This window comes from bacterium (assembly GCA_024224155.1).
Lineage (GTDB): Bacteria > Acidobacteriota > Thermoanaerobaculia > Multivoradales > JAHEKO01 > CALZIK01.
Map to the genome: position 1 here is coordinate 1 of JAAENP010000218.1, position 9480 is coordinate 9480.

Genomic DNA, 9480 nt, shown 5'->3' on the forward strand with positions numbered 1-9480 from the left:
CATCTGGTGTTTCGCCCCGCCGGTCACGGCGCACTGATCACCAATCTGGGCCGCATCGACGCCGATGTGATCTTCATCAAGAACATCGACAACATCGCTCCGGCCTGGCGTCATCAGCAGTCGGCCGTCTGGAAAAAGCGCCTCGGAGGACATCTCCTCCGTTTGAGAACCGCTATTTCCGAGCTACTCGACAGGCTCGAGCGGGGCGACGCGGCCGCCGCCGAAGATGCTCTCTCGTTCTGCCAAGACCACCTGACTCTCGGACTCTCCAGCCAGATCACAACCGAACCGCCGGCTACGCTTCGCGCTTTCCTCATCGAGCGGCTGGACCGCCCGTTGAGGGTCTGCGGCGTCGTCGAGAACGTCGGTGAGCCCGGCGGCGGGCCGTTCTGGGTCGAGAGTCCAGGGTTCGGAGAGACCGGCCAGATCGTCGAGACGAGCCAGATCGATCTCGAGTCGGCCGACCAGGCCGAGATCCTCGAGAGCGCCAGCCACTTCAACCCGGTGGACGTCGTGTGCTCTCTGCTGGATCGCAAAGGCAAGTCCTACGATCTGTCTCGATTCGCCGATCCCCGCGCGAGTTTGGTGGCGAGCAAGCAGCACCGAGGAGAGACCATCAGAGTTCTCGAGCGCCCGGGACTCTGGAATGGCGCAATGGCCGGCTGGAACACGGCATTCGTAGAAGTTCCGCTCGCCACTTTCACTCCGGTCAAGACGGTCCTCGACCTTCTGAGGCCGGAGCACCGGGCGACCGGCTCGCCCCAGGACTAGATCATCGGGTTTTCTAACAGGCCCCCAAGTACCGATCCTGCTCCCAGGGGTGTACGTAGCTGATGTAGTCGGCCCACTCCAGGCGCTTGGCGTGCAAGAAATGGCCGGCGATGTGATCGCCCAGAGCCGCCATCATGACCTTGTCCTTCTCGAGGGCGTCGAGTGCGCTATTGAGGTCGGCCGGCAACTCTTCGATCCTGCGGCGCTTCTTCTCGCGCTGGCTCATGGCGAAGATGTTCTTGTTGACCGGAGGGCCGGCGTGGGCCTTGTTGGCGATCCCGTCCAGCCCGGCGGCGAGCATGACGGCAAATGCCAGATACGGGTTACAGGCGGGATCCGGAATGCGGACTTCACAGCGAGTCGACATGCCCCGCTTGGCCGGCACCCGGACCAGCGGGCTTCGGTTCTTCTCTGACCAGGCGATATTGGTGGGAGCCTCATAGCCGGGAACCAACCGCTTGTAGGAGTTCACCAGCGGGTTGGTCACCGCCACGAAGCCCTTGGCGTGGTTGAGGATACCGCCGATGTAACCCATCGCGACCTTGGACAGCTGCCAGTCACCGGTCTTGGCGTAGAAGGCGTTCTTGCCGTTCTTGTCCAGCAGGCTCTGATGAGTGTGCATCCCCGAGCCGTTGACGCCCAGCAGCGGCTTGGGCATGAAGGTGGCGTGCAGCCCGTGGTCGAGCGCGACCTTCTTGACCACGAACTTGAAGGTAGCCACCTTGTCGGCTCCGTCCACGGCTTCGGTGTACTTGAAGTCGATCTCGTGCTGGCCCGGTGCCACCTCGTGGTGCGCGGCCTCGACTTCAAAGCCCATGGCCTCGAGTACTACTACGATGTCTCGCCGGCATTCCTCGCCCAGATCCACGGGTGTCAGATCGAAGTAGCCGCCGACGTCGTGGGTCTCCACCAAAACCGTGCCGGCGTTGTTCTTCTGGAACAGGAAAAACTCGGCCTCGGGTCCGACCACCATCTTGTAGCCCTTGGACTTCGCCCTGGCGACCTGCCGCTTGAGCGCCAGGCGCGGGCAACCCTCGAACTCGCCCCCGTCGGGCCGGTAGATGTCGCAGATCAGTCTCGCGACTCGAGTGCCGTCGGCGCTTGCCCAGGGGTTCACCTGAAAGGTGTCGAGATCCGGGACCAGCAGCATGTCCGACTCTTCGATCCTGACAAAGCCCTCGATCGACGAACCGTCGAACATGATCTGCCCGTCCAAAGCCTTTGCAAACTGACTGCGCGGCACCTCGACGTTCTTCAAGGTGCCCATCAAATCGGTAAACTGCAGGCGCAAGAAACGCACCTTCTCGCGATTTACGGCTTTCAAGATTTCGGCTCGAGTCGTCAAACTGTTCTCCTTTTTTGTCGTTCGCGCGAAACTTAGAGCACACAAACTCAAAAAGCAACACAAATCGTGCAAATTGTCGATCTTTTCTTGTGCGCTGAGCAAATCGTGGAAGATGGCGCGCATGGCCTCCCCGCAACCTCGACAACCCCGGCTTGTGCTACCATCTGGTCCGCCCAAACGGACAAGAACGGGAGGAGCCATTGGGAGAGGACGCGATCAAACTGCCTATACTCGGCTGGGAGCTTCCGCGGCCCAGGAAGTGGGATATCTGCGCTGTCTTGGTCTTCGCCGCATCGATCGTTCTCGCCGGCGTCAACCTCAAGAGCGCACTGGGGCAAGCCCCGGGCGAGTCCATCGCCGGATGGCTGACCACGACGATGGTCTTCGGACAACTCATCCTGGCGAGCCTCAGCCTGTTCGTTCTCGGCAAGACCGCCAAGGAAGGAACTCTCTGGGGCAATCTGACCGCCGTCGCGGCGCTGCTGGCAGGCGTGAGCGGCGTGCTCCTGGCCACGGCCCTCTGGGCCACAGCTTAGAGAAAGCCGCACCGCGCTCGCCCTGAACCGTTTCATCTGCCGGCTCGTAGGTTGGTGCGAGTCGATGCCGGGCGCCGCCTCTCCCATAACAACTCCCAGCGCAGAGCCTAACCTCAATGAGTGACAAAGGAAACCGTACCGCGAGCCGACTGCCGGGGGCTCTGAAGATCCTTGCGGCCATCGCGGGCCTCGTGGTCCTGGTCTGGCTGGGACGCCAGCTGGGCTCCTACGTGCCCGAATTCGCGGCCTGGGTCGAGAGCCTGGGTGTCTGGGGGCCACTGGTGTTCATCGCCGGCTACGCGATCGCGACCGTCGCTTTCATCCCGGGCTCGCTGCTGACCCTGGCCGCGGGCGCAATCTTCGGATTGGCTCGAGGCACGCTTTTTGTCTTTTTCGGCGCTTCGCTCGGCGCCGGCGGGGCATTCCTCGTGGCCCGCTATCTGGCTCGGAGTTGGGTCGAGAGAAAGCTCGAGTCCAAGCCTCGCTTTCAGACCATCGACCAGGCCGTGGCTCAACAGGGACGAAAGATCGTCTTCTTGCTCCGACTCTCCCCCGTCTTCCCGTTCAACCTTCTCAACTACGCACTCGGCCTCACGCGAGTCCGATTCAGCGACTACCTGATTGCGTGCTTCGGCATGATCCCGGGCACCTTTCTTTACGTCTATTACGGCAAGGCACTGGGCAGCCTGGCTGCCGTTGCCGGCGGGGCCCAGGTTGAGCGCGATGCCGGATACTGGGTGGTGCTGACCCTGGGCCTTGTGGCTACGGTGATCGTGACCACCGTGGTGACGCGGATCGCCAAACGCGCGCTGAGCCAGGAGGTATCCGATGACTGAGCCGAGTCGCTCCCCGAACCTGCAAGGTCTCGATCCGGCGCTGCGCGAGGTTCTCGAGCCCCTCGACGACCATAATCTCAGGCTGATCGACAACGTCCATCCGGTCGAGTGGCCCAATCCGAAACCCGCCGAGCGCTATCACCTCGTGGTCGTCGGAGGCGGCACCGCAGGATTGGTGAGCGCGGCCGGAGCGGCGGGCCTGGGGGCGCGCGTCGCGCTGGTCGAGAAGAGGCTCCTGGGAGGTGATTGCCTCAACTATGGCTGCGTACCCTCTAAGGCCTTGATCAGCGCGGCAAGAGCCTGGCACGCAGCCAAGGCTCCCAACGCCTTCGGCGCGCCGACGGCCCAGGGCCCCGGCGATTTCGGCGCGGTGATGGAGCGCATGCGTAGACTCCGGGCCGATATCAGCCGCCACGACAGCGCCGAGCGGTTCAGCGGCCTTGGCGTCGACGTATTCATCGGCGAGGGCCGCTTCGTAGCTTCGGACGCGCTCGAGGTCGGCGGCGAGAGACTCCGGTTCCGCCGAGCCGTGATCGCAACCGGTGCCAGTCCGATGATTCTGCCGATCCCCGGGCTTGCAGAGTCGCAGTATCTGACCAACGAGACCGTATTCACCCTCACCGAGCTGCCCGAGACGCTGGCCGTCATCGGGGGGGGTCCGATTGGCTGCGAGCTGGCTCAGTCCTTCGCTCGTTTCGGCAGCCGGGTTGCGATATTCGATATCGCCCCTCATGTGCTGGTACGCGAGGACGCCGACGCCGCGGAGATCGTCCAGCAGGCCCTGATCCGCGACGGCGTCGACCTCCAGCTCGGCGTCAATATCCAGAACGTCGAAACCCGCAACAGCGAGACCTTGATTTCTTTCGAAAGAGGCGAGACCACCCGGGAGATGCGCTTCGACAAGTTGCTCCTGGCGGTCGGGCGAGTCGCCAATGTCAACGGTATCGGGCTCGAAGCTGCCGGCGTGGACTTTTCCAAACACGGCGTCCAAGTCGACGACCGCCTTCGCACTTCCAACAAGAAGATCTACGCGGTCGGTGACGTCGCGTCCCGGTTCAAATTCACCCACGTCGCCGACGCCCTGGCTCGGATCGCGATCCAGAACTCGCTGTTCTTTGGGCGCAAGAAGGCCGGCGACCTGGTGGTTCCTTGGTGCACCTATACCGATCCCGAGATCGCCCACGTCGGCATGTACGAGCAGGACGCCGAGAAGCAGGGGCTCGAGGTCGAAACGGTCACGATTCCACTCTCCGATGTCGACCGATCGGTGCTCGAAGGCAGCGACGAGGGCTTCCTCCGGCTGCACGTGCAGAAGGGTAAGGATCGCATCCTGGGCGCGACTCTGGTTGCCGATCACGCCGGCGACATGCTCGGTGAGCTGTCGCTCGCGGTCACCAACAAGGTCGGACTGGGCCAGATCGCGGCTACGATCCACGCCTACCCGACTCAGGCCGAAGTGATCAAGAAGGCCGCCGACACCTGGCGTCGCGGCAAGCTGACCCCGACGGTGTCGAAGATCTTCGAAATCTTCTTCAAGCTCTTCCGCTAGAAAGCGCAGGGGTACGCCGATCTGCCGCGTTGCGCTCCCGTCGGGCGTCCTCGACGTAGATTCGGCCGCCAGGGGGCCAGCCAGACGCCCGCTTATTTGAAGCGGGAGCGCAAGTACTCCCGATTCATCTGAGCGATGAAGTCGATCGAGATGCCCTTCGGGCAGACGGCCTCGCACTCGGCGAAGTTGGAACAGCTGCCGAAGTAGCCTTCCATCACCGCCACCATGGCGCCGGCCCGGGTGGCCCGCTCGGGCTGGCCCTGAGGCAGCTGTGCCAGATGCGAAACCTTGGCGGCGGTAAAGAGCTGGCCGGCGCCGTTGGGGCACTGGGCCACACAGGCGCCGCAGCCAATGCATTCGGCCGCATCCATCGCCCGCTCGGCGTCCGCCCTTGGGACGAGCGTGAGATTCGCCTCCGGCGCGCTACCGGTGTTGACGGAAATGTAGCCGCCGGCCTGAATGATTGCGTCCAGCGGACTACGGTCGACGACCAGATCCTTGAAGATCGGGAAGGCCCGCGAACGAAACGGTTCGACCCTGATCTCGTCACCGTCCTTGAACTTGCGCATGTGCAGCTGGCAGGTCGCGGTACCGGGCTCCGGCCCGTGCGCGGAACCGCTGATCACCACGCCGCAGGCGCCACAGATTCCCTCGCGGCAATCGTGGTCGAAGGCGACCGGCTCCTCGCCCGCCTCGATCAGCTCTTCGTTCAGCACGTCGAGCATCTCCAGGAACGACATGTCGGGCGAGACGTCTTCCCGCGGGTAACTCACGAAGCCGCCGGCGTCAGCGCCGTTCTTCTGCCGCCAGATATGAAGAGTTAGACGCATGGCCTCACTTGTAGCTCCGTTGGGTGGGTGGCACGTACTCGAACTCGAGATCCTCTTTGTGCAACCGCGGCTCGGCTCCCTCGCCCGTCCACTGCCAGGCCGCAACGTACGTGTAGTCGTCGTCGTTGCGCAGGGCCTCACCCTCCTCCGTCTGATACTCCTCGCGGAAATGCGTGCCGCAAGATTCCTCTCGATCGAGGGCGTCCCGGCACATGAGCTCGGCGAGCTCGAAGTAGTCGGCAACTCGGCCGGCTTTCTCCAGCGACTGGTTGAGATCTTGGGCCGCGCCCGGCACTCGAACGTTCTGCCAATACTCCTCACGCAAGGCTTGGATCTTGCCGATCGCCCCGGCCAGCCCCTCTCGATCGCGAGACATGCCGCAGTAGTCTTCGCAGATCTTGCCCAGCTCGCGGTGCAGCGAATCGACCGTGCGCTTGCCGTTGACCGCCAGCAGCTTGGCGAAGCGTTCTTCAACCCGGTTCTCGACGTCCTTGAAGGCCGGGTGGTCGGTGGCCAAAGGCTCTTCGCCCATACGCGGCGCCAGGTAGTTCCCGATGGTGTAGGGCAAAACGAAATAGCCGTCGGCCAGGCCCTGCATGAGCGCCGAAGCCCCGAGCCGGTTAGCCCCGTGGTCGGAGAAATTGGCCTCGCCAATGACGAACAGGCCCGGGATCGTCGACATCAGATCGTAGTCGACCCAGAGACCGCCCATGGTGTAGTGAGGCGCAGGGTAGATGCGCATCGGCACCCGGTAGGGATCTTCGCCGGTGATCCGCTCGTACATCTCGAAGAGGTTGCCGTACTTCGCTTCGACGCTCGCCTTGCCTAGTCGGCCGATGGCGTCCGCGAAGTCCAGATAAACGCCGCGGCCGCCGTGACCAACGCCCAAGCCCTGGTCGCAGACGATCCTCGCCGCTCGGGATGCGATGTCTCGCGGCACCAGATTGCCGAACGCCGGGTAGCGGCGCTCGAGATAGTAGTCGCGCTCGCTTTCCGGAATCTGATCCGCCGATCGCGAGTCACCCGCCGTCTTCGGTACCCAAATCCGGCCGTCGTTGCGCAAGGATTCCGACATCAAGGTCAGCTTCGACTGGTAGTCACCGTGCTGCGGAATGCAGGTCGGATGAATCTGGGTGTAGCACGGGTTCGCGAACAGCGCGCCGCGCCGGTACGCGCGCCAGATCGCCGTGGCGTTACAGCCCTTGGCATTGGTCGAGAGGAAGAAGACATTCGCGTACCCGCCGGTCGCCAGCACCACCGCGTCGGCCGACCAGGAGGCGATCTCGCCGTTGGTGAGATCGCGGGTCACGATGCCCCGAGCCCGCCCATCCTCGACGACCAGGTCGAGCATCTCGGTCTTGGTATGCATCCGGACCATGCCGGCAGCAACCTGCCGGGCCAGCGCCTGATAGGCACTCAACTGGAGCTGCTGACCGGTCTGTCCGCGGGCGTAAAACGTCCGCGATACCTGGGCACCGCCGAACGAGCGGTTGGCGAGGCCGCCGCCGTACTCGCGCGCAAAGGGAACGCCCTGGGCGACGCACTGATCGATGATGTTGACGCTGACCTCGGCCAGTCGGTGGACGTTGGCTTCGCGCGAACGGAAATCGCCGCCCTTGACCGTGTCATAGAAGAGCCGCCAGATGCTGTCGCCGTCGTTCTGGTAGTTCTTGGCCGCGTTGATGCCACCCTGAGCGGAAATCGAATGCGCCCGCCTGGCGCTGTCCTGGTAGCAGAAGCAGTCGACGTGATAGCCGAGCTCGCCCAGCGAAGCCGCGGCCGAGGCTCCGGCCAGGCCGGAGCCGACGACGATCACCGAGAACTTTCTCTTGTTGGCCGGATTGACCAGCTTGAGCTCGAACTTGTGCTTGGTCCACTTCTCGGTCAGCGGTCCAGCGGGGACTCTGGCGTCGAGGTTCATGTCAACTCACCCATCCCATCAAAACTGACAGTGCGAGGGAAATATTGCCCAGGGTCACGACGACGGCAATCGTGGCGGCTGTTGGGCGCCGCCAGGAATCGATGACCTTGTGGTCCCATCCGAGACTCTGAAAAGCGCTCCAGAAGCCGTGGTAGAGGTGAAGACCCAGGGCCAGCTGCGCGGCGACGTAAAAGCCAACGACCCAAGGAACTCTTAAGCCCTCGACCACGTTCCGGTAGACGTTACCGGGCTCGAAGTCGGGGTGCGCCCAGCTCCATCCCCAGGTGAAATGGGCCAAATGATAGAGGATGAAAAGCAGCAGGATGACGCCTCCCCAGCGCATGGTTCTGGAGGCGTAGGTCGCTTGCTGTGGGGTCAGGACTCGGTAACGCTTTGGCCGGGCCTTGCGGCTCTCGAGGGTCAGGCTCCACGCCGAGTAGATGTGCAGAAGCACGGCCGCCAGAAGAACCACGCGGGCTATCCAGAGAGCTCCGCCGTGAGGCAGAAGCGGGCTGCCCATCTCGCGCAGCCACTCCGCGTAGTGGTTGTACGTCTCCGCACCCAGGAAGATCTTGAAGTTTCCGGCCATGTGGCCCAAAACGAAGCCCACGAACACCAGGCCGCTCGAAGCCATGACCGCCTTCTTGCCAATCGCCGATCTGTAGAGATTCAGAAGGAATGACATAAGCCGTTCGAATATCTTATTCGAAAATCGTGAGGTGTCCCCGCCCGAAAAGGCAGCTTAACCGAGTCCGATTCAGCCCGCTCTGCGGCGCCCCTTTCGGGGTCGCCGCCGGCGCCGCCGGGTCGGCTTGCCGCGGCGTTCGGAGGTGGCTTGGGAGCGAGCTCGGGCGACCCTCCGCCACTGCCGCAGCTCGGACGGATCCGAGTCCGTCGCCGTGATCCAGGCTTCGTACGTCAGGAGCGCGTCGGCAAAATACGGCCGCTGCGAGAATCGCACGCGGTCTCGAGTCGTCCAGTCCCCGCGGTCGAGCTTACGCAGGGCGGCCACGGTTTGCGCCACCTGCTCGACCTTGTGCCTGGCTATCGAGAGGCGCTGAAACAACGGCGCCGTGGTCGTGCCGATATCGTCTCGCAAGGCCCGGACATTCAGATCCGCGCTCATCACGTTCGGGTTTGCGAACACGATGGCAGGCAGAAGCAGGCAGGAATAGAGCGCGATCTCGGACACCTGCTCCCCCTTGGCCGCTTTCCGATCGAGCATCCGAATCGCCTCGGAGAAGTCCCCGAGTCCCGCATTCCTGGCATCGAAGATTGCCTGCAGCTCGGGGAATAGCGCGTCGGCCAGACCGAGCTCGTGCATCCACTGCATGGCCTTTGAGCCCGCACCGCTTCGGAAGATCTGCCCGATCTCCTCGGCTAGACGCGCCGGTGCGGCTTTGTGGATCTCGTCCGCATGCCGAACGATCCCCTCCTGAGTCGCGGCGTCGATGGTGAAACCGAGCCGAGCGGCCATCTCGCAGGCCCGCGTCATTCGAACCGGATCCTCCCGAAAGCGGAGATCCGGGTCGCCGATCACCCTCATCACGCCCGCCTCGAGATCCTTGATGCCTCCGACAAAATCAACCACGGAGAAATCGGCGATGTTGTAGAACAGCGCGTTGACGGTGAAATCGCGCCGAAAGGCGTCCTCCGCGGGCGTACCGAACACGTTGTCGTCGGTGATCAGGA

The 9480-nt window shown here is 63.4% G+C and carries 9 protein-coding genes; 4 read left to right on the forward strand and 5 right to left on the reverse strand.

Annotated elements, in window-relative coordinates; all coding sequences use genetic code 11:
• A partial coding sequence (locus GY769_12025) for a DUF4301 family protein (protein MCP4202649.1) occupies positions 1 to 771 on the forward strand: 771 nt, incomplete at its 5' end.
• Positions 772 to 784: 13 nt separating this feature from the next.
• On the opposite strand, the gene glnA is transcribed toward GY769_12025, so the two are convergent.
• Positions 785 to 2239: a type I glutamate--ammonia ligase gene (gene glnA, locus GY769_12030; GenBank protein MCP4202650.1), complete on the reverse strand. Its 1455-nt coding sequence runs from the start codon at positions 2237 to 2239 to the stop codon at positions 785 to 787.
• A 77-nt stretch (positions 2240 to 2316) separates the two neighbouring features.
• Here glnA and GY769_12035 point away from each other — a divergent pair, with 77 nt between their 5' ends.
• The 3 genes from GY769_12035 (at position 2317) to GY769_12045 (ending at position 5037) form a co-directional block, all read left to right on the forward strand.
• Positions 2317 to 2652 carry a hypothetical protein gene (locus GY769_12035; GenBank protein ID MCP4202651.1) on the forward strand — a complete coding sequence of 112 codons (336 nt, stop codon included), beginning with the start codon at positions 2317 to 2319 and terminating at the stop codon, positions 2650 to 2652.
• Positions 2653 to 2768: 116 nt separating this feature from the next.
• Positions 2769 to 3488 (forward strand): TVP38/TMEM64 family protein, encoded by a 720-nt coding sequence (locus tag GY769_12040; GenBank protein MCP4202652.1) that lies wholly within the window; start codon positions 2769 to 2771, stop codon positions 3486 to 3488.
• Positions 3481 to 5037 (forward strand): mercuric reductase, encoded by a 1557-nt coding sequence (locus GY769_12045; GenBank protein ID MCP4202653.1) that lies wholly within the window; start codon positions 3481 to 3483, stop codon positions 5035 to 5037. Before GY769_12040 ends, GY769_12045 begins: the two co-directional genes overlap by 8 nt.
• A 92-nt stretch (positions 5038 to 5129) precedes the next feature.
• Here GY769_12045 and GY769_12050 read toward each other — a convergent pair whose 3' ends face one another.
• From GY769_12050 to GY769_12065, 4 genes are all read right to left on the reverse strand, one after another.
• Positions 5130 to 5867 carry a succinate dehydrogenase/fumarate reductase iron-sulfur subunit gene (locus GY769_12050; GenBank protein ID MCP4202654.1) on the reverse strand — a complete coding sequence of 246 codons (738 nt, stop codon included), beginning with the start codon at positions 5865 to 5867 and terminating at the stop codon, positions 5130 to 5132.
• A 4-nt stretch (positions 5868 to 5871) separates the two neighbouring features.
• Positions 5872 to 7788, reverse strand: coding sequence for a fumarate reductase/succinate dehydrogenase flavoprotein subunit (locus GY769_12055; GenBank protein ID MCP4202655.1), 1917 nt, complete (start codon positions 7786 to 7788; stop codon positions 5872 to 5874).
• 1 nt (position 7789) lies between these two features.
• Positions 7790 to 8473: a succinate dehydrogenase cytochrome b subunit gene (locus GY769_12060; protein ID MCP4202656.1), complete on the reverse strand. Its 684-nt coding sequence runs from the start codon at positions 8471 to 8473 to the stop codon at positions 7790 to 7792.
• A 72-nt stretch (positions 8474 to 8545) separates the two neighbouring features.
• A partial coding sequence (locus GY769_12065; protein ID MCP4202657.1) for a hypothetical protein occupies positions 8546 to 9480 on the reverse strand: 935 nt, incomplete at its 5' end.